The sequence below is a fragment of the Rhizobium sp. Leaf341 genome (genome assembly GCF_001424325.1).
Lineage (GTDB): Bacteria > Pseudomonadota > Alphaproteobacteria > Rhizobiales > Rhizobiaceae > Ferranicluibacter.
Genome location: NZ_LMPE01000010.1, coordinates 84,313 through 109,367 on the forward strand (window position 1 = coordinate 84,313; position 25,055 = coordinate 109,367).

The 25,055-nt window shown below is 65.0% G+C and carries 22 protein-coding genes; 12 read left to right on the forward strand and 10 right to left on the reverse strand.

The annotated features are described in order from the left end of the window. Positions 1-40: 40 nt before the first annotated feature. From fabG to gmk, 6 genes are all read left to right on the forward strand, one after another. A complete protein-coding gene (gene fabG / locus ASG03_RS10200; protein WP_062471959.1) occupies positions 41-778 on the forward strand; it encodes a 3-oxoacyl-[acyl-carrier-protein] reductase in 738 nt (245 codons plus the stop codon). A 367-nt stretch (positions 779-1,145) separates the two neighbouring features. Then, positions 1,146-1,382 carry an acyl carrier protein gene (locus ASG03_RS10205; protein ID WP_062468856.1) on the forward strand — a complete coding sequence of 79 codons (237 nt, stop codon included), beginning with the start codon at positions 1,146-1,148 and terminating at the stop codon, positions 1,380-1,382. A 256-nt stretch (positions 1,383-1,638) separates the two neighbouring features. After that, positions 1,639-2,898 carry a beta-ketoacyl-ACP synthase II gene (fabF, locus tag ASG03_RS10210; protein ID WP_062693616.1) on the forward strand — a complete coding sequence of 420 codons (1,260 nt, stop codon included), beginning with the start codon at positions 1,639-1,641 and terminating at the stop codon, positions 2,896-2,898. Positions 2,899-3,363: 465 nt separating this feature from the next. Continuing rightward, the gene (mltG, locus tag ASG03_RS10215; protein WP_062468852.1) at positions 3,364-4,566 is read left to right on the forward strand and encodes an endolytic transglycosylase MltG; all 1,203 of its coding nucleotides are present in this window, start codon (positions 3,364-3,366) and stop codon (positions 4,564-4,566) included. A 191-nt stretch (positions 4,567-4,757) separates the two neighbouring features. Further along, positions 4,758-5,645, forward strand: coding sequence for a YicC/YloC family endoribonuclease (locus ASG03_RS10220; protein WP_062693503.1), 888 nt, complete (start codon positions 4,758-4,760; stop codon positions 5,643-5,645). Positions 5,646-5,647: 2 nt separating this feature from the next. Beyond that, positions 5,648-6,316, forward strand: a complete 669-nt coding sequence (gene gmk / locus ASG03_RS10225; protein ID WP_062468847.1) for a guanylate kinase — start codon at positions 5,648-5,650, stop codon at positions 6,314-6,316. A gap of 3 nt (positions 6,317-6,319) precedes the next feature. Here gmk and rsmA read toward each other — a convergent pair whose 3' ends face one another. The 6 genes from rsmA to lptF all read right to left on the reverse strand — a co-directional run bounded on the left by rsmA (position 6,320) and on the right by lptF (position 13,966). Then, entirely contained in the window at positions 6,320-7,159 is an 840-nt protein-coding gene (gene rsmA / locus ASG03_RS10230) for a 16S rRNA (adenine(1518)-N(6)/adenine(1519)-N(6))-dimethyltransferase RsmA (protein ID WP_062693504.1), read from the reverse strand. Then, complete coding sequence (gene pdxA, locus ASG03_RS10235; protein WP_062693505.1) at positions 7,159-8,211, reverse strand: 4-hydroxythreonine-4-phosphate dehydrogenase PdxA; 1,053 nt, start codon at positions 8,209-8,211, stop codon at positions 7,159-7,161. The genes rsmA and pdxA overlap by 1 nt, the downstream gene beginning before the upstream one ends. 10 nt (positions 8,212-8,221) lie before the next feature. Continuing rightward, positions 8,222-9,151, reverse strand: a complete 930-nt coding sequence (locus ASG03_RS10240) for a peptidylprolyl isomerase (protein ID WP_244475219.1) — start codon at positions 9,149-9,151, stop codon at positions 8,222-8,224. A gap of 231 nt (positions 9,152-9,382) precedes the next feature. Then, positions 9,383-11,716 carry an LPS-assembly protein LptD gene (locus ASG03_RS10245; protein WP_062468833.1) on the reverse strand — a complete coding sequence of 778 codons (2,334 nt, stop codon included), beginning with the start codon at positions 11,714-11,716 and terminating at the stop codon, positions 9,383-9,385. Continuing rightward, positions 11,716-12,792, reverse strand: coding sequence for an LPS export ABC transporter permease LptG (gene lptG / locus ASG03_RS10250; protein ID WP_062693507.1), 1,077 nt, complete (start codon positions 12,790-12,792; stop codon positions 11,716-11,718). The genes ASG03_RS10245 and lptG overlap by 1 nt, the downstream gene beginning before the upstream one ends. A 4-nt stretch (positions 12,793-12,796) precedes the next feature. Further along, the gene (lptF, locus tag ASG03_RS10255) at positions 12,797-13,966 is read right to left on the reverse strand and encodes an LPS export ABC transporter permease LptF (RefSeq protein WP_062468823.1); all 1,170 of its coding nucleotides are present in this window, start codon (positions 13,964-13,966) and stop codon (positions 12,797-12,799) included. On the opposite strand from lptF, the gene ASG03_RS21435 reads away from it, so the two are divergent. From ASG03_RS21435 to ASG03_RS10270, 4 genes are all read left to right on the forward strand, one after another. After that, positions 13,952-14,158, forward strand: a complete 207-nt coding sequence (locus ASG03_RS21435; protein WP_156381798.1) for a hypothetical protein — start codon at positions 13,952-13,954, stop codon at positions 14,156-14,158. The two genes, lptF and ASG03_RS21435, sit on opposite strands and share 15 nt — an antisense overlap. Before the next feature lie 158 nt (positions 14,159-14,316). Beyond that, positions 14,317-15,804, forward strand: coding sequence for a leucyl aminopeptidase (locus ASG03_RS10260; protein ID WP_062693508.1), 1,488 nt, complete (start codon positions 14,317-14,319; stop codon positions 15,802-15,804). Between the two features lie 28 nt (positions 15,805-15,832). After that, the gene (locus ASG03_RS10265) at positions 15,833-16,294 is read left to right on the forward strand and encodes a DNA polymerase III subunit chi (RefSeq protein WP_062693509.1); all 462 of its coding nucleotides are present in this window, start codon (positions 15,833-15,835) and stop codon (positions 16,292-16,294) included. 65 nt (positions 16,295-16,359) lie between these two features. Further along, positions 16,360-16,776, forward strand: a complete 417-nt coding sequence (locus ASG03_RS10270) for an OsmC family protein (protein ID WP_062693617.1) — start codon at positions 16,360-16,362, stop codon at positions 16,774-16,776. Between the two features lie 97 nt (positions 16,777-16,873). Here ASG03_RS10270 and ASG03_RS10275 read toward each other — a convergent pair whose 3' ends face one another. Next, positions 16,874-17,803, reverse strand: coding sequence for a Gfo/Idh/MocA family protein (locus ASG03_RS10275; protein ID WP_062693510.1), 930 nt, complete (start codon positions 17,801-17,803; stop codon positions 16,874-16,876). A gap of 202 nt (positions 17,804-18,005) precedes the next feature. Here ASG03_RS10275 and ASG03_RS10280 point away from each other — a divergent pair, with 202 nt between their 5' ends. Continuing rightward, on the forward strand, positions 18,006-18,860 hold the full coding sequence (locus ASG03_RS10280) for a GNAT family N-acetyltransferase (protein WP_062693511.1): 855 nt from the start codon (positions 18,006-18,008) through the stop codon (positions 18,858-18,860). 3 nt (positions 18,861-18,863) lie between these two features. Here the strand turns inward: ASG03_RS10280 and ASG03_RS10285 are convergent, their stop codons facing one another. From ASG03_RS10285 to ASG03_RS10295, 3 genes are all read right to left on the reverse strand, one after another. Next, a complete protein-coding gene (locus ASG03_RS10285; protein ID WP_062693512.1) occupies positions 18,864-20,915 on the reverse strand; it encodes a prolyl oligopeptidase family serine peptidase in 2,052 nt (683 codons plus the stop codon). Between the two features lie 56 nt (positions 20,916-20,971). Beyond that, entirely contained in the window at positions 20,972-22,855 is a 1,884-nt protein-coding gene (locus ASG03_RS10290) for an ABC-F family ATP-binding cassette domain-containing protein (RefSeq protein ID WP_062693513.1), read from the reverse strand. 64 nt (positions 22,856-22,919) lie between these two features. Then, positions 22,920-23,942 (reverse strand): GGDEF domain-containing protein, encoded by a 1,023-nt coding sequence (locus tag ASG03_RS10295; RefSeq protein WP_062693514.1) that lies wholly within the window; start codon positions 23,940-23,942, stop codon positions 22,920-22,922. Positions 23,943-24,303: 361 nt separating this feature from the next. Between ASG03_RS10295 and ASG03_RS10300 the strand changes: the two genes are divergently transcribed. Then, positions 24,304-25,053: a class I SAM-dependent methyltransferase gene (locus ASG03_RS10300; protein ID WP_062693515.1), complete on the forward strand. Its 750-nt coding sequence runs from the start codon at positions 24,304-24,306 to the stop codon at positions 25,051-25,053. Positions 25,054-25,055 lie beyond the last annotated feature (2 nt).

A 25,055-nucleotide genomic window follows, 5' to 3' on the forward strand; every position in this document is an offset into this window, starting at 1 on the left:
ACCGTGCCGCCTTCGGACGTGAAGAGAAAGGAAGATGACCATGCTCGACCTGACAGGCCGCAAAGCCCTGGTAACCGGCGCCTCCGGCGGCATCGGCGAAGAGATTGCCCGCATGCTGCACGCCCAGGGCGCAACCGTCGGGCTGCACGGCACCCGGGTCGAGAAGCTGGAAGAGCTCGCCAACGGGCTCGGCGAGCGTGTGCATCTGTTCCCGGCGAACCTGTCGGATCGCGACGCGGTCAAGGCGCTCGGCGAGAAGGCGGAGAGCGAACTCGGCGGTGTCGACATTCTCGTCAACAATGCCGGGATCACCAAGGACGGCCTGTTCGTGCGCATGAGCGACGCGGACTGGGATGCCGTGCTCGAGGTCAACCTGACCGCCGTGTTCCGGCTGACCCGCGAGCTGACGCATCCGATGATGCGTCGCCGTCACGGCCGTATCATCAACATCACCTCCATCGTCGGCGTTACCGGCAATCCCGGCCAGGCGAACTACTGCGCCGCCAAGGCGGGCATGATCGGCTTCTCCAAGTCGCTCGCGCAGGAGATTGCCACCCGCAACGTCACGGTCAATTGCGTCGCGCCGGGCTTCATCGAGAGTGCCATGACCGGCAAGCTCAACGACAAGCAGAAGGACGCCATCATGGGCGCCATTCCGATGAAGCGCATGGGCACGGGCGCCGAGGTTGCGAGCGCCGTGGCCTATCTTGCCTCCAACGAGGCTGCCTATGTCACGGGCCAGACCATTCACGTGAATGGCGGCATGGCGATGATCTGAGTCGGGTGCAGGAGGGTCGATCCAGCGCGGCCAAATTGCCCGTAAATGCTTGTTGAGCAAGGATTGGCGTCCCAAATTCGGACTTTGCGCGGCCGTTAAACCGTGTTAATCGGGCCGTGGTGGTCCGGACGGCATGGGGTTTTTGCCCTCGCCGGACGGTCCGAACGGATCACGGAGACGATGCGGATGCCGGCCTGCCGGCACCGTTCCAGCCTCTCCCGGTTTCAAGGCGGGGCACGCCCGTTTGAAGGCGAGGCCTCCCGGTTTGAAGGATTGCCGGTTGAACCGCAGTGGTTTAACAGGCTTTGGCAAGGGATCGCCTTCGGGCATCCCTGATAAAGAGAAAACGAAGGTCGAGGAATCCGACATGAGCGACATCGCAGAACGCGTAAAGAAAATTGTCATTGATCATCTTGGCGTCGATGCCGAAAAGGTAACTGAAGGCGCAAGCTTCATCGACGATCTCGGCGCGGACTCGCTCGACACGGTCGAACTGGTCATGGCCTTCGAAGAAGAATTCGGCGTTGAAATTCCGGACGACGCGGCAGACTCGATCCTGACCGTCGGCGATGCCGTCAAGTTCATCGAGAAGGCCCAGGCTTAACGGCCACAGGCTATCGAACGGGTTGCGGCGGGCGCGAAAATGAGCCCGCCCGCCCATGCTCTTTGATGCCGCCTCGGGGCGCGGCCGCAGGGTCGGGTCCGGTATCCGGGCCTGAAAGCGCTCTCCGGCGGCGCGACAAGGCCGCGACAGGCGGAAGCGGATGCGACGAGGCCCCTGCCACGGGGCCGGCTCCATCGATCGGCAGCGAACGTCCGCGACGGAGCATATCGAGACTTACGAGGATGGATCGCGGTTCATGAGACGTGTCGTTATCACCGGTACCGGCATGGTATCGCCGTTGGGCTGCGGAACGGAAGCCAGCTGGGCGAGACTGATCGCCGGCGAAAACGCAGCCCGTACCGTCACGGAATTCGACGTTTCCGATCTCCCGGCCAAGATTGCCTGCCGCATTCCTTTCGGGGACGGTTCCAACGGCACGTTCAATGCCGATGACTGGATGGAACCGAAGGAACAGCGCAAGGTCGACCCCTTCATTATTTACGCGATGGCCGCGGCCGACATGGCCCTGAACGATGCGGACTGGCATCCGAAGACCGACGACGACCAGATCGCCACCGGCGTGATGATCGGATCCGGCATTGGCGGGCTGGAAGGCATCGTGGAGGGTGGCTACACGCTGCGCGACAAGGGTCCCCGCCGCGTTTCCCCGTTCTTCATTCCCGGCCGTCTGATCAACCTCGCGTCGGGCCAGGTTTCGATCCGCCACAAGCTGCGCGGTCCCAACCACTCGGTCGTGACGGCCTGTTCGACCGGCGCGCACGCCATCGGCGATGCCGCCCGGCTGATCGCGCTGGGCGATGCCGACGTGATGGTGGCGGGCGGCACGGAATCGCCGATCTCGCGGATCGCGCTCGCCGGCTTCGCCGCCTGCAAGGCGCTCTCGACACAGCACAACGACGATCCGACCAAGGCCTCGCGCCCGTATGACAAGGATCGCGACGGATTCGTCATGGGCGAGGGCGCCGGTATCGTCGTCTTGGAAGAACTCGAGCACGCCAAGGCGCGCGGTGCGAACATCTATGCCGAAATCGTCGGCTACGGCCTCTCGGGCGATGCCTTTCACATTACCGCGCCGTCCGAGGATGGCGACGGGGCGTTCCGCTGCATGAACATGGCGCTGAAGCGCGCAGGCCTCAAGCCGTCGGATATCGACTACATTAACGCCCACGGCACATCGACCATGGCCGACACGATCGAGCTCGGTGCGGTTGAACGCGTTGTCGGCGAGAGCGCGTCCCGGATCTCCATGTCCTCGACCAAGTCGGCGATCGGGCATCTGCTCGGCGCGGCCGGCTCCGTCGAGGCGATCTTCTGTGCGCTCGCCATTCGCGACAATATCGCGCCGCCGACGCTCAATCTCGACAACCCTTCGGTCGAAACGGCCATCGACCTCGTGCCGCACACGGCGCGCAAGAAGTCGATCGACGTCGCCCTGTCGAACTCCTTTGGCTTTGGCGGCACCAATGCAACGCTGATCATCCGGCGCTACGCCTGACGCGTTCGGCGCAGGCCCGTCGACCGGCCGGCGCCTTCATTCGGCGATATTGTCCGATGACCCCGGTTCGATCCTGTTTTTGCCGCATTGGTCGTTACAAAACAGCTGTCTGATCCACCTCCGAGCGCACCTGCCGTAAACAGGTCGGCGTGATAACGTTGCCGTGAGCGGGACGTTTCAGGTCGGTGTCGTCTTTCGGCGAGGGACATGCTACTGCAGACGTCCCTGTCGGTTTCGATGTCGGGCGCGATCCTGGAGGAGGGTCAAGGCGCGACGGCGAACCGGCAATGTCTTGCTGGGCGCTGTCGGGGGTGGCCAGGCGAGCGCACGGTCTTCCCGACATATGGACGAGGCCTTCCCCAAGGTCGATCGTTCCAATCGATGATTTCGCTGTCCCGAATCTCTTCCGGAGTTCGCATCGGGAGGCGGGGCGTGCAAGATGCGAACTCCGGATGCAGGACAGGCGTGAGCGACGGACAAGACAACAACACGGCTGCGAGCGGCCGGAACGAGAGCGGCACCAAGGGGCCGATCATTCCGAAATCGCCGATCGAGGCCCTGCGCCCCGAAAAGGTTCCGCAGCCGCCCAAGCGTTCTCGCAAGGCGCGCAGCCAGGTCGTGATTTTCCTGAACTTTCTGATGACGGTCATCGTGGTGCTGACGCTGGCGGCCGCCGGCACGGCCTATTACGCCATGACGGCCTACGAGGCACGCGGACCCTTGTCCGCCAACTCCAACTTCATCGTCCGCAACGGCGCCGGCATCGCCGAGATCGCGTCCAGCCTCGAGCGGAACCAGATCGTCTCCGACGGTCGCGTCTTCCGCTTCATGTCCGAGGCCTATCTCGATGACGAAACCCTCAAGGCGGGCGAATACGAGATCAAGGCCGGCGCCTCGATGCAGGAGATCATGGAACTCCTGAAGTCGGGCAAGTCGATCCTCTATTCCGCCTCGCTTCCCGAGGGACTGACCGTCAAGCAGATGTTCCGCAAGCTGCAGGACGACCCGATTCTCGAGGGCGACCTGCCGGCGACCCTCCCGGCCGAAGGCACGCTGCGGCCGGATACCTACAAGTTCTCGCGCGGCACGAAGCGCGCAGAGATCGTTGCCCAGGCGACCGCGGCACAGAAGACGATCGTCGACCAGATCTGGGCGAAGCGCGATCCGAACCTTCCGATCAAAACGCGCGAAGAGTTCGTCACGCTTGCCTCGATCGTGGAGAAGGAAACCGGCATCGCCGACGAGCGCTCGCGCGTCGCTTCCGTCTTCCTCAATCGCCTCGACAAGGGCATGCGCCTGCAATCCGATCCGACGATCATCTACGGCATCTTCGGCGGCGAGGGGAAGCCGGCGGATCGACCGATCCTGCGCTCCGACCTCGAGAAGAAGACACCCTACAACACCTATGTCATCAAGGGCCTGCCGCCCACGCCGATCGCTAATCCCGGCCGTGCTGCCCTCGAGGCTGTCGCCAATCCGTCGCGAACCGCCGACCTCTATTTCGTGGCGGACGGCACGGGGGGGCACGTCTTCGCCAACACGCTGGACGATCACAACGCCAATGTGCGTCGCTGGCGCAAGATGGAAGCGGAAAAGGCGAGTGCCGCCAAGGCTGCTGGCGCAACGGGTCCGCAGGCCGATGCTGCGGAAACGCCTGTCCAGAACTGATCGGCGCTGCAAGCCCGAAGCGATACCGGTCCGTCAGTCCGTCATGCCGGGCGCGGCTGCGCTCGCGATCTCGCCTTGTGGATGACATCAGGGCGCGGGGCCCGCATCTGCAATAGGCCTTGCAGGCATGGTCGTTGCGGCCTTAAACAGGATGCTCGCTCGTCCCTGCGGCATTTCCCCGAGGAGTCCTCATGCCCTTGCAATCCATGACCGGATTTGCCCGCCGGGAGGGTACGTCCGGCCGAAGCCGCTGGGCTTGGGAACTGCGTTCGGTCAACGGCAAGGGTCTTGACGTGAAGCTGCGCCTGCCGGGCGGACTGGAGGCGCTCGATGCCGACATCCGCCGACGGATCGCCGCCTGCTTTTCGCGCGGCAACATGCAGGTCGGTCTCAGCCTCAATGCCGGGGAAACCCAGATCCAGTCGACCATCAACCAGACGGCGCTTGCCTCCGTCCTGTCGCTGCGGGCGCAGTTGTCCGACGTGATCGATCCCGCGCCGCTGAAGCTCGACACGCTGCTCGCGATCCGCGGCGTCATCGATTTCAAGGAGCCGGAAGAGAGCGAGGCCGACAAGGCAGCGCGGGAAACGGCGGTTCTCGCCGGCCTCGATCTCGCGCTCGCCGATCTTGCCGCCATGCGCGAGAGCGAAGGCGCGGCGCTCGAGCAGGTCCTGATCCGCCAGATCGACGAGATGGAAGCGCTGCTCGCGACCATCGAGGCCGACCCGTCACGCAGGCCATCGGCGATCGCCGATCGGCTCGTGCAGCAGATCGACTTGCTGACCAGCCAGACAGCCGCACTCGACCGCGATCGCCTGCATGCCGAGACAGCGCTTCTGGCTGCCAAGGCCGACGTACGGGAAGAGATCGACCGGCTGCGGGCCCATATCGCAGCGGCGCGTACGCTTCTGTCCAAGGGCGGCCCCATTGGTCGCAAGCTCGACTTTCTCTGCCAGGAATTCAACCGCGAAACCAACACGATCTGCTCGAAATCGACCTCCGCCGCCGTCACGGCCGCAGGCGTCGATCTCAAGGTCGTCATCGACCAGTTCCGCGAACAGGTCCAGAATCTGGAGTAATCATGCGCCCTGCCGAAACCCCCAAGAAGGCCTCCGGGATTGCCCGCCGCGGCCTGATGCTCGTCATCTCCTCGCCGTCGGGCGCAGGCAAGTCGACGATCGCCCGCAATCTGCTGGAGGCGGATGCGGAGATGAGCATCTCCGTCAGCGTCACCACCCGCAAGCGCCGCCCGAGCGAGATCGACGGCCGCCACTATCATTTCAAGTCGATCCGCGAATTCGAGGGTCTGCGCCAGACGGATGCCCTGCTGGAATGGGCGGAGGTGCACGGCAATTTCTACGGCACGCCCCGCGATGCGGTGGAGGAAGCCATGTCGGAAGGCCGCGACATGCTGTTCGACATCGATTGGCAGGGTGCCCAGCAGCTGCAGGACAAGATGGCCGGGGACGTCGTCTCGATCTTCATCCTGCCGCCCACCATGGCCGAACTGCAGTCGCGCCTGCACCGCCGGGCCGAAGACACCGATGAGGTCATCGCCACGCGCCTCGCCAACTCTCGCGCCGAGATCGAGCACTGGCTCGAATATGACTACATCGTCGTCAACGAGGATCTCGATACGGCCTTTGCCGCCGTCCGCGCCATCGTCGAGGCGGAGCGCCTTCGCCGCGATCGCCGCCCGGGCCTGTTCGAATTCGTCCAGGGTCTGCTGACGGAAACGCCGAACCTCTGACGGCTACAGACAGTTCGCCAGCCGGCAGAACTCTTCGACCGACAGCGTCTCCGCCCGGCGCTGCGGATCGATCCCTGCCTTGGCCAGCAGCGTCTCGCCGCCGAGCGGCTTGACGCTTTGGCGCAGCATCTTGCGCCTCTGGCCGAAGGCAGCCTGCGTCACGCGCTCCAGCGCGGCGATCGAGCAGGGAATGGGGTTTTCGCGCGGCTCCAGGTGCACGACGGTCGAGGTGACCTTGGGCGGCGGCGTGAAGGCTTGCGGCGGCACGTCGAAGGCCATGCGTGCCTCCGTCCGCCAGCCGGCCAGGACGCCGAGCCGGCCGTAGTGGTCGTTCGTCTCGTCGGCAACGATGCGCAGGCCGACCTCGCGCTGGAACATCAGCGTCATCGAGGCGTAGAAAGGCGGCCAGGGTTCCATCGTCAGCCAGTTCACCAGCAGCTGCGTGCCGACATTGTAGGGCAGGTTGGCGATGATGCGGATCGGTCCGTCGGCGCCGGCTTGGCGCGCCAGCTCCGCGAAATCCACCTTGAGCGCATCGCCCTCGATGACCTCCAGGCGTCCGGGATAATGGTCCGAAATTTCGGCGAGCGCCGGCAGGCAGCGGCTGTCGCGCTCGATGGCGATCAGCTTGCGCACCCCGAGCGACAGGATCGCGCGCGTCAGGCCGCCGGGGCCGGGCCCTACTTCGATCACGGTCGCATCGTCGAGCGGTCCGGCCGTCCGCGCGATTTTCTGCGTCAGATTGAGATCGAGAAGAAAATTCTGGCCCAGTGCCTTCTTGGCATCCAGACCATGCCGCTGGATCACATCGCGCAGCGGCGGCAGTCCGTCGATCGCGGCCATCAGGAGACGCTCTCGATGGCGGCGCGCTCGGTATCTGCAAGCGTCCGCGCCATGCGCAGGGCCGCCACGAGGCTGTCGGCCCGCGCGACGTTGCGCCCGTCCGCCGTCTGCCCGGCAATGCTGAAGGCGGTGCCGTGGTCCGGCGACGTGCGGATGAAGGGCAGGCCGAGCGTCACGTTGACGCTGTCGTCGAAGCCGAGCGCCTTAGCCGGGATAAGGGCCTGGTCGTGATACATGCAGAGCGCAACGTCGTACATGGCGCGCGCCCGGTCGTGGAACATCGTATCGGCCGGCAGCGGGCCGACGGCATCGATGCCGTCCGCCTGCAGCCGCTCGACGACCGGGCGGATCACCGCGTCATCTTCGAGCCCCAGCGCGCCGTTTTCACCGGCATGCGGGTTCAGGCCGGCGATGGCCAGGCGCGGCGCGGCAATGCCGAAACGGGCCTTGAGATCGGCGGCGGTGATGACAGCCGTCCGGTAGATGAGATCGCCCGTCAGGTGCGCGGGCACGTCCTTCAGCGGAATGTGGATCGTGACCGGCACGGCCTTCAGCTTCGGCCCGGCCAGCATCATGATCGGCAGCAGCGGCTTGCTGCGCGCAGCGCTCCCGAGCTCCGCAAGGAATTCCGTATGTCCGGGAAAGCGGAAGCCGGCGGCGTAGAGCACGGATTTGGCGATGGGATTGGTCACGACACCTGCGGTTTCCGACGCCAGCGTCATCTGGACGGCTGTCTGGATGGCGCCGATGATGGCGGGCGCATTGGCGCTGTCGGGCGTGCCCGCGACGACGGGGGCCCGGCAGGCGAGGGGAAGCACCGGCAGGCTGTGGCCAAAGAGGCCCACAGCCGAACGATGATCCGCTTCCGCCAGGGTCACGGGTATTCCGAGCAGGCGCGCCCGGGCGGCCAGCGCCTCGGGATCGCCGATGAAGAGAAACGGGGCTAGCCCGAGGCTCTCGCGGCGGGTCCAGGCTTCCAGCGTCACGTCGAGCCCGATGCCCGCCGGATCGCCCATGGTCAGGGCAAGCGGCGCCCGGGTCTCGTCTGTCATGATGGTCCGGTTACTTTGTCACGATCTGCGCACGCTTGCGCAGCTCTTCCATGTATTTCACGCTGTTCGGATCTTCGCCGCCCTTCTGCTTGCCGAGATCCTCGGCGCGGAAGACGACTTCGGCGGCCAGATCGTCGGAGACCTGGCGCTTCTTGCAAATACCGAGATACTCGACGCCCTTTTCAGTGACGCGGGTCGCGGTGGTCTTGCCGTCACCTGCCTTCTCAACCAGCGGACGCCAGTCCTCGGGAATTTCCTGCACCATCATGCGGCCGAGATTGCGAATGGAAACGTCCCGCATGGTCGCGGCGAAGGTCTTGGCGTCGTCGCAGCCCGGATAGGACGCGCGCGACGCGTTGGCCTCGGCCTGGCGCTTGCCGATGATGGCGTTGCGCTTGGCGGCGGGCACCACGAAGATCACCTGCTGCAGGAAGTATTCGGTGGTCACCGGCTTGGTGCCGCCGTTTTCCTGCATGCGGCGAACCAGTTCCTCGTTGGAAAGCCGTCCGCCACCGCTGCCGAAGCGCACGCGCACGGCGCGCGGCCAGCTCATGGAGACCGCAACGAAGGCCTTGAAATGGTCGAGGCCGACGCCTGCCTGGGAGAGGACCTGCGACAGCTGTGCGATGCTGAGCTTGTTACCCGCGGCAAAACGCTGAACGGCGGCGTCGACTTCCTCGGTGCTGACGGACTGCTGAAGGCGCAGGACCTCAGCGCGCTTCAGGGCTTCGTCGATCATCTGCTCGCGCGCGCCGCTCGGGTTCTGGCGCTGGAGCTTGAGGAAGGCCGCACGTTTGGCGATATCTCCGGTCGTGATGACCGTGCCGTTGACGACAACGGCGACCGCCGTGCCTGAACCGGCTGCGGCTGCGGCAGCGGGCAGGGTGGTCGGAAGGCAAAGCGCGCCCGCGAGCAGGCCCGCCCGTAGAATTCCCGCCATCACTCGCACTGACGATCGCTTTTCTGCGGTCCTGTAGCCCATCAGACATCCCCTTCAGAGCGAGCCGCGCGGTCTGGGGGCTCGCAACGCTCCATGAAGCGCCTGCCAGCGGCCGCGCTTGTTTCCCGCTGGATGCATAAACCATGCGGCCGAATGATGACAAGCCCGCACGATCGCAGCTTGCAGGCGCCGCAGCGCCCGCAAACACGGTCATGTGCACGCCCGTGACCGTCAGTCCAGCGCGTTGAACGAGCTGTCACCGACATTGATGTCGCCGAGCGTACGGAAGGAGATCCGCGCACCGATCGACCAATCGTTGGCCAGCGCCTGGTCCGGGTCGCGCTCGTTCTTGTAGACGAGCGAGAACAGCGTGTCCTGATCGTCATAGGTGATGCCGAGACCGTTGCGGGTCACGAGGCTGTTGTTGATGTCGTAGGTGACCGAGCCGAACACCGACCAGTATTCGCGGAAGCGCCAGGCGGCGGCCGTCTGGATTTCGTCCTGATCGAAGGGCGAGCCGTAGGTCGGCTGTGCCTTGATGCTGGTATAGGTGATGGCCGTCTGCCAGGCGATGCCCTCGTAGCCGACTGCGAAGTCCGTCCGGCGCAGGTCGAGATCCTGCTCGTCCAGACGCCCGCTCAGGCTGGCCGTGAAGCCGGAGGGCGCATCGATGCCGAACATGCCGACATAGTCGGACCGGTCCGTCTCGAGGCCGGAATCGGCTCCCACCTTGACGAGATCGTCCGTTGCGAACGAATTGACGCCCCCGAGATGGAAGGACTGGCCAACGATGCTGCGGACGCCGTAGCCGTTGCCGAGCGTGCCGGTATAGCGCATGCCGATGTTGGCGCGCGAGCCGCCCTCGATACGGTCGAAGCCCGAGAACTTGTCGCGCTCGAACAGGTTCGTCGCATCGAACACGAAGCTCTGCGCGTCCTCGTTCGGAAGGCCGCCCGGATTGCTCTCGTCGGGCCGGACATAGACCTGGGCGATCGGTTCGAAGATGTGGGTGCTGTTGGCGGTCGCCATCAAGATCGGATAGCGCGCCTCCAGCCCTGCCGTGACCATGCCGCGCGTCGACGCGTCGTCCCCGTTGTAATCGCCGGTATAGGCCGGGCCGGGATTGTCCATCGTCAGGCCGAGGATGTCGCCGCGGGCCGCCAGAAGCGGGGTCAGCGACAGGCCGCCGGGCACGATGAAGCTCTTCTTCCACTCGGCTTCGGCCGACAGGCGATGCGCCGTGCCTTCGAGGCCGCGGAACCGGTCGACGCCGAACACGTCGACGGAGTCTTCCCGATTGCGGTTGACGTTGGTCAGGTTGACCGCGGCCGACAGCTCGCCGCCGGCAACCGCCTGGGGCGCCGTATAGTCATAGTCGAGAACCTGGGCATAAGCCTGCTTGTTCTCGGCCACGCTGTCCGGATCGGCATCCTGGATGTCGAAGTAGAAGGCACGCAGGTCGAAGTAGTTACGCTTGCCGAGACCGGTCAGATAGGCCTGGTTCGTATGCGTCGTGCCGTCGAACGTCGAGAGTTCGTAGGTCTTGGCGAAGTTGTTGTCGCTCTGGACGAGCACATCCCAGCCGAACGACCACCGCGGATTGATCTTGAAATCGCCGCGCGAGCCGATGAGGCCACGCTCCGTCTCCTGCGCGTCCACGGTTCCATCCGTAAACGAGCTGCGGTTCATCTGGCTGATGCCGGCCATGCGGAGCACGTGCTGCCCCGTCTCGAACTGCTGGCGGAACTCGCCTTCCAAGAGGAAGCCCTGCCGCGTGAGCCCCGTCGCCGTCACGGTCGCGTCCATGGTGGGCGAGATCGCCCAGTAATAGGGGACGCTGACGCCGGCGCCGAGCTTCTGGGTGTAGCGAAACCGCGGGAACAGGAAGCCGCTCTTGCGCTTCACGGTTCCGTCGGGAACCTCGAGCACCGGCAGGAACAGGATCGGCTTGCCGAACAGCTCGAAGCGCGCGTTTTCGAGGCGCACCGTGTGCGTCTTGCCGTTCTGGACGATGCGCTGCGCCTTGATATGCCAGAGCGAGCGGTAATCGGGATTGGTCGCACAGGGCGTGCAGGCCGTGTAGACGGCCTGGTTGAGGATGATCTCGTCGCCATTGCGTCGCTCGCCGTTGACAGCGGCAAGCTTGGTCAGGTCGGTCGTCTCGACGCGCATCGTCTCGATGAAGCCATCGGCGAAATTGTCCGTGACGTCCATCTTCTCGGCATAGATCTTGTTGCCCGTCGGTTCGATCAGCTCGATCTGGCCGGTCGCGACGATGCGTCCGGTCTTCTGGCTGTATTCGACCTGCTGGGCGACCATCTGGTAGCCGCCATAATTGATCTGAACGGCGCCGCGCACGATGACGCGCTCGGCGTCGCGATTGTACACGAGCTCGTTTGCCGACAGAACCATCTTGGCATCGTCGGGCAGCTTCGGCGCAAGCGTGGTCGGCGCGGACTGGGCCCAGGCCGAACCGGATACGCCGGGAGAGACAAAAAGGCATGCAACGCTGGAAAGCAGTACGGCCGCCAGTAGCCTTGTATGATTGCGGTCACAGCCCGCCACTAGCCATCCTCCTGATGCAACAAAATCGTGGACCCCAGCGCCATCGCAACAACAACCGGCAACCAGACTGCAACGAACGGAGGCAAGATGCCACTGCTCCCAAATGCTCTGACCAGTACGGTCACGACATAAAGCACGAAGCCTGCGAGGATTCCACCGAGAATTACCGAACGCGACTGATGGAAGCGGCTGAATTTCAGCGACACGCTTGCAGCGATCAGCGTCATGGCGACGAGAAGAAGCGGCAGCGACAGCAGCGAATGAAGCTGCGTCTGCATGCCATAGGTCGGAAACCCGAAGGATCTCGCGATCGAAATTTTGTGTGGCAATTCGAAAAACGGAATGGATTCAGCTTTGTCCAGCGATTCCTGAACGAATTCCGCCTTCAGATTGGTCGGCAGTCGTGCCGATTCGTAACGCTTCGGCAGGACGCCGTTGCGTGTCTCGGTCACGCCGTTAAGCAACCAGTAACCGTCTTCGAGTTTTGCACTGTGCGCATCCTGCCGGAAGAGGATGCGGCCCTGCTTGTCGAGATGGATCACCGTGACCGTGACGAGGGTCCGGCCCTCGTCCTCGACCGCACGCGCACCGATGATGCTGTCGTCGTCGCCATAGATCTGGCGGAGCCAGGGAATGGTCTTCGAGCCGCGCGAGGACGAGCTGCCCCAGTTGGTTTCCAGCAGTTCGGCGCTGCGCGCGCCCCAGGCCGCGATCGGGTTGAGGATCGCCACCGAGAGCAGGCCGAAAAGCAGGGCGCCCAGCACGAAGGGCTGCAGGAACTGCCAGGCCGAAATGCCGGCCGCCCGCGTCACGACCAGCTCGTAGCGGCGGTTCAGCGCGATCAGCGTCACCATGCCGGCAAACAGCGCGATGAAGGGCACCGTCTGCTGCATGATCATGGGAATGCGCATCGCCGTCATCAGGAGCGCGCCGCCGAGCGAATAGCCCGGCAGGTTGGACATGCGATTGGAAAGTTCGCTGAAATCGATGATGAAGACGAGCGAGAACACGCCGATGAGGAACCAGCCGATCGTCACCATGAAACGGCGAAAGAAGTAGATCTTGAGCGTGCTCATCGGATCAGCGCGCCTCCCGGTCGGAATTGCCGAAACGCAGCAGGCGAATCCGGCCGGTCATCTCGGCGAACTTCTCCTGGAACGTCTTCGGAATCACAAGCCGCTTGTTGCTCGACAGCTGGCGAATACACAGGAACGTGGTGAGCGCGGGAACGAGATACATCAGCGGCACGAACAGCCGGTTATCCTCGGCGCCGTTCGCTGCATAGAACGTCATCCAGCGGAAGAGCAGCATCAGCAGCAAGGCGGTCGCTGTCGGGTGCAGGCGGGCCTCGCGGTGCGAGCGCGCATCGCTGCTGACGACAAGACCGATCAGCGCGAAGATGATCGGGAAGGTCCACTCCGTCAGCCGCCGATGCAGCTCGGCGACATAGGTCTGCGGACGCCGCTGATAGGTGCTGTCGTTGGGATCCGGGTGCAGCAGGGTAAAGAGATCCTGGTCCTGGGCGCGCAGGGTCGCCGCGCCGACCTTGCGGGTCATTTCGGTTAGGTCAAAGGCGTAGCTGTCGAACTTGATGATCGACACACCGCCGTCCGGCAGCTTCCGGTGAACTTCGCCGTCCTTCATCACCAGGGCGGAGGAGGCCTCGTCGACCGCTCCCTCGCGGGCATAATAGACGAACTCGACGTTCGGATCGCGCGAATCGCCAACGAAGATGCCGGTCAGGACACCGCCGCCGCGCCGCCCGCCGATCTGGATGTAGAGGCCGTCCGCGATCTTGCGGAAGGTGTTTTCCTGCACGACCGAGGACAGAAGATCGGCATTGGCGCTGGCGATCATCTGGCGCACCTGCTGGCGAACCACGGGCTCCACGAAGTTGTCGACCGTGAAGGACACCGCGCTGACAGCCAGCGCGAGGCCGAGAATCGGCCGCAGGATGATGCCGCGGCTGCCGCCGGCCGATTCGATCACCGTCAGTTCCGAATCGTTGTTCATCGTCGCCAGCGCCTGCGTGATGCCGATGGCAAGCGCGAAGGGCAGGACGAGCGGAATGACGGTGGGCAGAATCAACGTCGCAAGCTGCACGAAGGTGCCGATCGACTGCCCCGTGTCGGTCACGAGATTGATGCGCTGCAGCGCCTGCGTGGTCCAGATGATGCCCAGAACCGGGAGCAGCGCCGACAGGAACATCTGCACGACACGCCGGAGGATATAGCTTTGGAGAATGGTCATCGCAGCCTGTTCCGGGCGCAGGAAAGCCCGCACCGATCTGACGGGCAGGGGGTGGTGGCGTTCCTGCGCAAATGGGCCGCGATCTTCATCGGTATCGCAGTAGCCAAATTGGCGTCGGCCCGCAACGCGCCGCCGTCCGGTGTCCGCCAGATTTTCCACTTTGGTGGCTTTTCGGTGACGGCGTCCCGGTAGCCGCGCCCGCGATGGATTCGCACGCCCGCGCAAGGGCTGGCGTCATCGCAAGGCCTTTGCACCTCGCAGCCCGACGTGCATATAGAAGACGCAGTTCATGAATAGACGACGCTGCAGGGCCGACCCGGACGGGCGCCCGCAGGAAGATTGGAGCGACGATGGCCGGAATGTTCGAGATTGTCTTCAAGGAGCAGCGCAAGAAGACGGAAGGCACGGTTCTGTGCCTGGTCGCTGCCGAGCGCGAGGCGGCGGGCGCCGCGACCGTCGATCCCGCCGGCATCATCCCGCGCGCGGCCAAGGCCGGCAAATTCAAGGCGCGGGCCTTGTCCACGCTCGACATTCTCGCACCGGAAGGTTCGCCGGCCGACCGGCTGCTGCTTCTGGGGCTGGGCGATCCGCAGAAGCAGACGGCGCACGACTGGCTGAAGCTCGGCGGCACCGCAGCGTCCAAGCTGCGCGGGGCGGGCGAGGCAACGGTGTTCCTGGACGCGCCGGGCGTCGAGATCACGCCGAAGGCAGCCGCCGACTTCGCGCTCGGCATGGAGCTGAATGCCTATCGTTTCGACAGCTACAAGACGACGAAGAAGCCGGACGAGGAACCGACGCCGCAGCGCACCAAGGTGACGATCATCACCGCGATCGCAGCCGAGGCCAAGAAGGGCCTGTCTCTGTCCGAGGCCGTGTCGGAAGGCGTGTTCATCGCCCGCGACCTCGTGAACGAGCCGCCGAATGCCCTCGGCCCGATCGAGTTCGCCGCCAAGGCCAAGGCGCTCGAGGACCTCGGTGTCGAGGTCGAGATTCTCGGCGAGAGCGAGATGAAGGAACTCGGCATGGGCGCCCTGCTGGGCGTCGCGCAGGGATCCGTGCGTCCGCCGCGGCTCGTCGTCATGCGCTGGAACGGCGGAGCGAAGAAGGAAAAGCCGGTCGCCTTCATCGGCAAGGGCGTCGTGTTCGATTCGGGTGGCATCTCCATCAAGCCGGGCGCCGGCATGGAGGACATGAAGGGCGACATGGGCGGTGCCGCGGCCGTCACCGGCCTGATGCACGTGCTGGCTGCCCGCAAGGCCAAGGCGAACGTCGTCGGCATCATCGGTCTGGTCGAGAACATGCCGGACGGCAACGCGCAGCGACCGGGCGACATCGTCACCTCGATGTCAGGACAGACTATCGAGATCATCAACACGGATGCCGAAGGCCGGCTCGTGCTCTGCGATGCGCTCTGGTACTGCAACGAGCGCTTCCAGCCGCGCTTCATGATCAATCTCGCCACGCTGACGGGCGCCATCATGGTTGCGCTCGGCAGCCATCATGCCGGCCTGTTCTGCAACGACGACGCGCTTGCCGCCGAGATCACGCAGGCCGGTCTTGCTACGCAGGAGCGGGTCTGGCGCATGCCGCTCGGGCCGGAATACGACAAGATGATCGACAGCAAGTTCGCCGACATGAAGAACACCGGCGGACGCTACGGCGGGTCGATCACCGCGGCACAGTTCCTCAAGCGATTCGTCAAGGACACGCCCTGGGCCCATCTCGATATCGCCGGCACGGCGATGGGCTCGCCGAACGACGAGATCAATCAGTCCTGGGCGTCCGGTTACGGCGTCCGTCTGCTGAACGAACTGGTGCGCGCCCACTACGAGAGCTGAGGCGCGCTTTGAAAGGCATGAACCCGACGTGACGGACATCCTGTTCTATCACCTGACCGAATCCAAGCTGGAGGATGCCCTTCCGCCGTTGATCGACAAAAGTGTCGAGCGCGGCTGGCGGGTCGTCGTCCAGACGGCGGACGAGGAACGGCGCGACAGGCTGGACGAACACCTGTGGACCTGGCGGGAGGACAGTTTCCTCCCGCACGCTCCCGACGACGGCCCGCACGCGGCCGTGTCACCGGAAAACCAGCCGGTGCTGCTGACGACAGGCGCCGGAAACGCCAACAATTCGACCGTCCGCTTTCTGGTGGACGGTGCTGTTCCTCCCGATCTCGGCGCGTATGACCGCGTCGTCTTCATGTTCGACGGCTACGATCAGCCGCAGCTCGAGGGTGCCCGCGCACAATGGAAGCGGCTGAAGGGGGAAGGCCATGCGCTGACCTACTGGCAGCAAAGCAGCGAGGGACGGTGGGAGAAGAAGGCGTGACGGAGAAAGACAGGCCCGATGAAGCGAGGCACGGCGACGCCGCGTCGCCGGGTTCTCCGTCCGCGATCCGGGCCCGCACCCGCCCGACGGGCGTGACGGCTGGCGTCGGCCGTACCGGCTTTCCGCATCTGACCAGCGTTACGGGCGGCACGCTCGATATCGTGACCGGCGCGTCGCACCCCGGCTTCAACCCGATCGATCTTCTCTACGCCTCGCTCTCCGCCTGTCTCGTGCTCAGCGCCCGCATCGCCGCGAGTCGCATGGGCATTCTCGGCCGGATCACGCAGATCGAGGCGGCGGTCACGGGGGAAAAGACAGTGGGCGAGCCGAGCCGCATTGCCCGCTTCGACGTGGTCTTCACCGTCTCCGGCGATCTGGACGCGGAGACGCGCCGTCATCTGGCGATGGCGGCGGAAGAGATCTGCACCGTCAGCAACACGCTGCGGGGTGATGCCGTCTTCGATATCCGGGTATCGGACTGAACCTTGGGACAGGCCCGGGCGGCCGGCGCATCGAACCTCGACCGACAGCAACGCCGCCGTGACGGCACGGCAGCCAGGACCGCAGCGCTGCCCAAGCTCAATCGTAAAATGCTTCGACCGTCTTGCGGCTGCCGAGCATGAAGATATCGGCGATATGCCGCAGCGGTGCCACGTCAACCTCGGAACGGCCGGCCCGGACGAGGTCATGGAAGCGGGCGTAGAGCGTCGGATATTCCGTCTCCTGCTCGTCGGCGCGCATGACGCCGTCGACCGAGAGCCGCGCACCGCCATTGCCGAGAATCATCGTTCCCGCATCGGTCTCCACGATAATGTCCCAGCGGTCGTCGCTCGACTGGCGACGCCAGTCCATGTCGGCGGTCACGGGAATTCCGGAGGCGCTCTGGAAGTCGATCTGCGCGGCGATCGGCGCATCGCGGTTTTCGGGGATCTGCAGGGTCGACCGGGTGACGAAGACCGGCATCGGCAGGATATGCGTCATGATCGACAGGGCATTGATGCCGGGATCGAAGACGCCGAGGCCGCCGGCTTCCCAGATCCAGTCCTGGTTCGGATGCCAGCGCCGCACGTCCTCGTTCCAGACGATATCGACGCGCGAAATGGTCTTGTCGGCGAGAAACGCCCGGGCCGGCTCGACCGCAGGCCCGAACCGCGAATGCCAGCTGGTAAAGAGGGTGACGTTCTTTTCCTTCGCCAGCGCCTCGAGGATGGCGACCTCGCTCAGCGTCGCGCCCGGCGGCTTTTCGAGGAACACGTGCTTCCCGGCGTCCAGCGCCTTGTGCGCCGCGTCGAAACGAACCCGCGGCGGCATGCAGAGCGAAACCGCCTCGATCTCCGGCATCGCCGCCAGCATGTCCTCGATCGCGGTGAAATTCTCGACGCCATCGACGCTGCCATGCCGGCTTGCGGCTGCAACCAGCCGGTATCCGGGATTGTTGTGAATGGATGGCAGATGCTGATCGCGTGCGATCTTGCCAACGCCGACGACAGCAATAGAGATGGGGTTCATGGTGTTCCGCCAGATTGTATGACTTATGTCCGGCTTTGTACCAGAAAGGCCGGGACGGGCAAGGCGCTCCGGTCGCTCAATGATGACGGCCTATGGCCCGGCCGAAACGGATGCCGGACGGGATGGGCCAGCACGGGCTGGAAACCCCGTGCCGGACATCGCTGGCGCGAAACCGCTTGCAGGAAGAGACAGAGGAGACCGCATGGCCCCGACGATACGCACCGCCACCCGCCCGGAGATCGACCAGATCGTCGAATGGGCCGCGCGCGAAGGCTGGAATCCCGGTCTCGACGACGCCGCCGCGTTTTACGCGGCCGATCCGGACGGCTTCTGGGTGGCGGAGGAGGACGGCGCACTTGCGGCGGCGGTCTCGGTCGTCCGGTTTGGCGCCGACTATGCCTTCCTCGGTTTCTACATGGCGCATCCCGACTTCCGCGGCCAGGGGCTTGGCTATGCCCTGTGGCAGGCCGCGCTGTCCGCGCAAGGGTCCCGCGTCGTCGGTCTCGACGGCGTCGTCGCCCAGCAGGCAAGCTATCAGCGCTCGGGCTTTGCCTATGCGCATGCCAACATGCGCTATGGCGGAACGCCCCGGGTGACGCCGCCGCCCGGCACGGATCTGGTCGAGATCTCGCCCGTGCATCTGCCGCTGATCGTCGATTACGACGCCCGGTTCTCGCCCGCGCGCCGCGACGTCTTCCTCGGGCAGTGGTTGAAGGCCCAGCCGACGCGCCAGAGCCTTGCGCTGCTGCGCGGCACCGAGGTCCAGGGGTATGGCACGATCCGCACCTGCCGCTCGGGCCAGAAGATCGGCCCGCTCTTTGCCGATACGGAGACCGGAGCCGATCTGCTCTTTCGCAAGCTGGTCGCGACCGGCCTCGACATGGGGGGCGACGGTCAGATCTTCCTCGATATTCCCGAGCCGAACGCGGCGGCAAAGGCGCTGTGCGATCGCTACAATCTCAAGCCCGTGTTCGAGACGGCCCGGATGTATCGGGGCGATGTTCCCGACCTGCCCCTGGCCCGCATCTTCGGCATCACGACCTTCGAGCTCGGATAGGCCTCAGGCCTCCGGCGCCATGATCGTCTGGCGGAGGAAGCTGTAGCCCGTCGCGATCCGCGCGGCGGAAGCCGATGTGTCGCCTTCGCCGCCATGGCCGCCCGAGGTGAACTCGTGGAACAGGGGGGCATGGCCGAGCTCGCGCAGCCGGGCGGCAAAGCGCCGGGCGTGCGAGGGGTGCACCCGGTCGTCATTGCTCGAACTCTCGATATAGATCGGGGGATAGGCGACCTCCGACGACGGACGCGCCGCCTGCAGGGGCGAATAGGCGAGCATCGTTTCCCGATCCTGCGCCACGTCGGGATCGCCATATTCGTCCATCCAGGCGCGTCCGGCCGGGAAGGTGTGGAAGCGCAGCATGTCGAGCACGGGAACCTGGCACCAGACGGCACCGAAGCACGCGGGGTAGCGCGTCAGCATGACGCCGGTCAGAAGCCCGCCATTGCTGCCGCCATTGCAGGCGATATGCCGCGGTTTCGTGTAGCCTCGGGCGACGAGGTCGCGGGCGATCGCGGCAAAGTCCGCAAAGGCCCGGTGCCGGCCGTCGCGCTTGGCCGCGCGGTGCCAGTCGGCGCCGAATTCGCCGCCGCCCCGAATATAGGCCTGCACGTAGGCGCCACCCTGTTCGAGCCAGTGTCCGATGATGCCGGAATAGCCAGGCTGCAACGGCACCTCGAAACCGCCATAGCCGTAGAGCAGCACGGGGAGCGCGCCCATTTCGAACGTTGCGGGCAGCACCAGCCGGTACGGCACCTGGGTTCCGTCCTCGGATGTCGCTTCGAGCAAAAGGCTCGCCATGCCGCTTGCATCGAAATAGGCGGGTGACGCTGCAACGGGCTGAAGCGAGAAGGGTTTGGACCGGTCGGACAGGTCGAGCCGGTAGAGCGTCGGCGGCTGCAGGAAGCCCTGGCCGGACACGATCAGCGTGTCGTCGCCGAGATGCAGGTCCGAGTAAAGCGGATGATAGGACAGGGTTTCCAACCCGTCCGGCAACGGGAACGCGACGGGCTCGGCACCCGCGTGGCGCAGGTCGAGCAGGAACAGCCGCGGCGTCATGTTGTCGGCGACGGTGAAGACGCACCAGTCGCGCAGGAGCATAAAATTGGTGCAGAACCGGCGGCCGGATGGGGTAAACAATACGCGCGGCGCGGCCGGCGGATGGTCGCCGCCCATATCGACCGGCAAGGCCTGCAGGACCAGGGCGCCGCTCGGAACGCGCTCGTCCTTCTTTGCCCGCCATAGGCAGAACTGATGGTTGAAGCTGGCATCGCTCTCGCGCGGGATGTCGAGCGGCACCGGCGGTCCGGCGTTCCGGGAGACGACATGGCTGGCCGTGCCGATCGTGTGGACCGCCGTGAAGATCGACAGCCGGTCGTTTCCGGACAGACCGGCCATCTGCGGACCGTAGACCGTCGCGTAGCCGGTGACGTCGTTGTCGTCGGCGGCAAAGACGGGCACGGCCGCAGCGACGTCCTGCCCCCGCGCGATGCGCCGGCCGACCCGCGGCCAGCTCGACTGCGTGGAGGACGCCCGGTCGATCGAACCGAAATAGAGGATGTGGTCGAGGCTCTCCCAGGTGGCATGCGACCTTGCAAGCGGTGTCGAGAAGCCGTCTTCGACGAAGGTGAAGCGCGTGCAATCGAACTCGCGGAAGACGCGCAGATCCGACCCGCCGTCCGACAGCGACAGGAGCACGCGTGAAGGGTCCCAGGGACAGGTGACGGCACCGCGCCAGATCCATGTCCGGCCTTCAGCGGCGTTGTAGGCGTCGAGATCGAACATCGTCTCCCAGGGGGCCTCCGGCACCGGCGCCTGGTCGGCCGGCAGCCTCTGCCACACGCCCATCGGATGGCCGGCCGTTTTGCGAAACGTCGTCAGCCAGTCGCCGCGCCGCGCGAAGTGGATCAGCCGGTCTTCCCGTTCCATCATGGCCTTGAAGGCTGCGGCATCCGCGGCAAAGGCCTCGGTTCTCAGTGCAGCGTCCGAGCGGGCATTTTCCTGCGCCACGAAGTCGCGCGTGCGGGCATCGTCGTCGGTCTCGAGGTAAAGGTGCATGGCGTCTGCCTTTCCGTTGGATCCGGTCTCAGGGGATAAAGGGGAGGGGCGGATCGTCAGCCGGCCATCGCCTCTTCATATTGCGAGGACAGCTCCAGCCACTGCTCTTCGGCGCTGCCGAGCTTCGCCGCCGTCTCGCCGCGCTGCTTCACCTTCTCGGCAGCCTTGGCGGGGAACTCCTCGTAGAGCACGGGATCCGCAAGCTCTGCATCAAGCGCTTGAATCTGCTTCTCAAGCTTTGCCGTCAAGGACTCGAGATCGTTGATCTTCTTGCGCAGGGGCGCAAGCGCGGCCCGCTTCTCGGCATTCGCCTTGCGCTGGTCAGCCTTCGACGTCGCGTCCTCGATCACCTCAGGTTTTTCGTCTTTTTTTTTGCCCGAAGAGACGATGAGGCTGCGATATTCCTCCATGTCCCCGTCGAAGTTGGACACCGTGCCATTGTTGACCAGCCACAACCGGTCGACGGTCGCCTCGATCAGGTGCCGGTCGTGCGAGATCAGGATGACGGCGCCGTCATAGTCGTTGAGCGCTTCGATCAGCGCGCGCCGGCTGTCGATGTCGAGATGGTTCGTCGGCTCGTCGAGGATCAGCAGGTTGGGATGGTGGAAGGCCGCAAGGCCCATGAGCAGGCGCGCCTTCTCGCCGCCGGACAGATCCTTGGCCGCCGTCGACATCTTCTCGGTGGCAAGGCCCATCTGCGCCACGCGGGCGCGGACCTTGGCCTCGGGAATGCCGGGCATCAGACGGCGGACATGTTCGACGGGCGAATCCGCCGGCACGAGATCGTCCATCTGGTGCTGGGCGAAGAAGCCGATCTTGAGATTCGGCGCCAGCCTGATGTCGCCGCCATCCGCATCGAGCCGTCCCGAGACGAACTTCGCAAAGGTCGACTTGCCGTTGCCGTTCGAACCGAGCAGCGCGATGCGGTCGTCGTTGTCGATCCGCAGCGTGATGTTCTTCAGGATCGGCTTGCCGGGCGTATAGCCCACGGACGCGTTCTGCAGCTGGATGATCGGCGAGGCCGGCTGCTTCTCGGGGACCGGGAAGGTGATCGGCTGGACATGGTCCTCGATGACGGAGGCGACGGTGCCCATGCGCTCCAGCGCCTTGACGCGGCTCTGCGCCTGGCGCGCCTTGGTCGCCTTTGCCTTGAAGCGATCGATGAAAGACTGCAGGTGTTTGCGCGCCGCGTCGTTCTTTACCTTGGCCTTGGCCTGCAACTCGTTCGCCTCGGCGCGCTGACGCTCGAACTGGTCGTAGGAGCCGCGATAGAAGGTGAGCTTCTGCTGGTCGAGATGGATGATGGCATTGACGGCGGTGTTCAGCAGGTCGCGGTCGTGGCTGATGATGATGACGGTGTGGGGGTAGCGGCGGATATAGTCCTCCAGCCACAGCGTGCCTTCAAGGTCGAGATAGTTGGTCGGCTCGTCGAGAAGCAGAAGGTCCGGCTCCGAAAACAGGATGGCTGCCAGCGCCACGCGCATGCGCCACCCGCCCGAAAAGGACGAGGCCGGGCGCAACTGCGCCTCGTGGTCGAAGCCGAGGCCGGCGAGGATCGACGCGGCGCGCGCCTCGGCAGAATGCGACTGGATATCGGCCAGACGCATCTGGATATCGGCAATCCGGTGCGGGTCGGTGGCCGTCTCGGCTTCGGCCAGCAGCGCCTCGCGCTCCTTGTCGGCCTTGAGCACGATCTCGATCAGGGGCTCTTCCGTGCCCGGCGCCTCCTGCGCGACCTGACCCATGCGGGCGTTCTTCGGAATGGAAATGGATCCGCTCTCGCTTTCCATCTGCCCGGTGAGAATGCGGAACAGCGTCGATTTTCCCGCGCCGTTGCGCCCGACGAGGCCGGCCTTGGTGCCTTCCGGCAGCGAGATGTTGGCGTGGTCGATCAGAAGGCGTCCGGCGATGCGGGCCGAGAGATTGGATATCGTAATCATGCCGGCGTTTTGGCCGATGTGAGGCCGGAAGGCAAGCGGAGCCGCGTGTTCCGGCGTGTCGCCCTCACGCCTCCTGCAGCTCGGCCATTTGCGCGCACATCATCGGCGTGCAGCGCAGGATGCCCTGGCGTCCGTCTGCCCGAACCATCGTCAGGGCCATCTCCGCGTGACGCATGAGATCCCGCGGGCCGCTGACGGTGGCGGTCGTCGCGATGCCGGCCGACAGCGACAGGGACTGGGCGGCGAAATCGCGGCTGGGGAGACGGATCTGGAGCGACTGCACGGCATCGCGGATCCGCGTCGCGATGGCTTGCGCGTTCTGTTCGCTGACGTCGAGCAGCAGGAAGCCGAACGCGTCGTAACCGATACGGGCCACGACATCGCTTTTCTTCACCGACTTGCGGAAAATGGCGGCACATTTCTTGACGGCCTTCGCGCCGACCTCCGGTCCGTACCGTTCCGCGAGGGCGCGCAGCTGCTCCACGCTGACGAGAATCAACGCGGCCGGCTTCGCCGTCACGTCCTCGTCGAACAAAGCGGCGATCGTCATCGAGAGGGCCGCGCCGTTCGGCAGGCCCGACAACCCGTCGCGCAGCACGGCGCGCTGGTCGGCCGCAATCTGTGTCTGCGCATCGCCGAGCGTGGCCGTCGTCATCCGCACGGTGTCCGCCAGGCGCTTTTCGCAGACGCGGAGCTGGGACAGCGTCTGTCGGAGCGCCCGCGCATCCTCGGCAAAATCCGACATCGACATCACCGGGTCCGCGTCGAGCCTCTGCAGAAAAGCGTCGAGTGTGTCGAGCGCATCCGCCATCGGCCGGGTTTCCCGCAAAAGCGCCGACGACATGGTCTGGATGGCCGTCACGATCCCCTGCTGGGCCGTGCAGAGCTCCTGGCCCAGATGACCCGGCAACTTGCGCCTGAGGCCGATCGCATCGAGCGCCGTTTGCGAGGGCGCCTTGCCCAAGGCGGCAAGATCGCTGCCGAGGTTCGACGGGCCTCCGGAAAGCGCCGCGTAAAACAGCTCGTAATTGCGCGGCAGAGGCTGGACGCCCCGTTGCGCCATGGCCTGCGCAATGCGCTGGACCATGCCGGTTTCAGGCTCGGGACCAGATCGGTCCAACCGTACCGTCATGCCGTTGTGCCTTACCCGTTCCTTCATCGCCATGCCTATCCCGCGTCCGCTGTTGCCGCCAGACATATAGATTAAAACATTCAAAAATACTTAATCAAGGTTCAACCACTGGATGTTTTTTCGAAACCGACAATGGCGGCCCGTTGACGATGCCGGCGCTCTGCGGGCACGGTGCCACACGAATCCGGCACGTCTCCCTTCGCCGGGACCGGAGAACCTGCGATAGCTGCCGAATGAACACGATCGCCTGCGAATCAGGCGCGGGATCGGCGTCGCGCGCAAGAATGTGCCAACCGTGATGACAAGGAGCTTCGCCATGCGCGTCCTGCGCAACCAGATCGTCCCCTGGATTAAGGTTCTCGGCTGCCAGGCGCTGGTCCTCGCGGCTGTCCTGTCGCTGTCGCGCTTCATCACGCCGGGTACGCTGCCGGTCCTTCTCGGGCAGGGTGCAGCGGCCGCCGCCCTCGGGCGTCTGCTGCGGATGCCGCCCATCTGGCTTGTGGTTCAGTTCCTGTTGCCAGTCGCCGTGGTCTACGGCGATGCGATACCGGCCTGGGCCTATCTTGCAGCCTTCGTGCTCTGCGCGCTTGTCTACTGGAACAGCGCGTCCGAGCAGGTGCCGCTTTATCTCACCAACCGGCGGACCTGGCAGGCGCTGTCCGACCTCGTGGCCGCCGCGCAGGCAAAGCGCGTGGTCGATCTCGGCAGCGGCATGGGCGGGGTCGTCACCTTCCTTGCCCACGCCCATCCGGAAGTCGAGGTGAGCGGCTTGGAAACCGCGCCGCTGGTGGTCGCCGCATCCAAGCTGCGCATCGCCTTCAGTCGCCTTGTCAACGCCCGTATCGTCTATCGCAGCCTGTGGGACGCGGATCTCGGTGCCTATGACTTGGTCTACTGCTTTCTCTCGCCCGTGCCGATGGCGCGGCTGTTCGAGAAGGCGCGGGCGGAGATGCGCCCGGGCACGCTCTTCGTCAGCAACAGTTTCACGGTGCCGGGTCGCGCGGCCGACCGCATTCTCGATGTCGACGACGCCCGCCGCACCCAGCTCCATATCTATACGCTCTGACG